This window comes from Paludifilum halophilum (genome assembly GCF_002245355.1).
Classification (GTDB): domain Bacteria; phylum Bacillota; class Bacilli; order Thermoactinomycetales; family DSM-45169; genus Paludifilum; species Paludifilum halophilum.
Genome location: NZ_NOWF01000185.1, coordinates 1 through 390 on the forward strand (window position 1 = coordinate 1; position 390 = coordinate 390).

Sequence of the window (390 nt, forward strand, 5' to 3'; positions counted from 1 at the left end):
GATCTTCTGTGCACCGGAGGATCCGCCCGTCACGACGAGGACAGGGCTGTCATCCCGCAGTCCGAGATCGGCGCGGAACGCCGCGCGCTGTCCCTCGTCGCCGCGGTTCAGGTCGGTGATCTCCGTGGGCATGGGCATGCCCACGAGCGTCGAATTGCGCAGCTGCGTGTCCGGGAAGGTGATGCCGACCCGACCGGAGGTGGTCAGTCGGGCGCCGAGGCGGTTGGCCATTCCCGGCTTCGCATTGGCTTCGTGGACGATCAGCGGGATCTTCGCCTGTTTGGCGGCGAGGAACGCCGGTGGGCACACATAGCCGCCGACGCCGACGACGGCGTCGATGCTGCGGGAGGAGATGATCTGCTTGACGGCGGAGATGTTGCCGCGGAAGCG

1 protein-coding gene is annotated in these 390 nt (G+C 67.7%); it reads right to left on the reverse strand.

The features are described 5' to 3' along the window. Positions 1-390, reverse strand: a 390-nt coding sequence (locus tag CHM34_RS18780; protein ID WP_206093870.1) for a UDP-N-acetylglucosamine--N-acetylmuramyl-(pentapeptide) pyrophosphoryl-undecaprenol N-acetylglucosamine transferase, incomplete at both ends; no start/stop codon positions are given.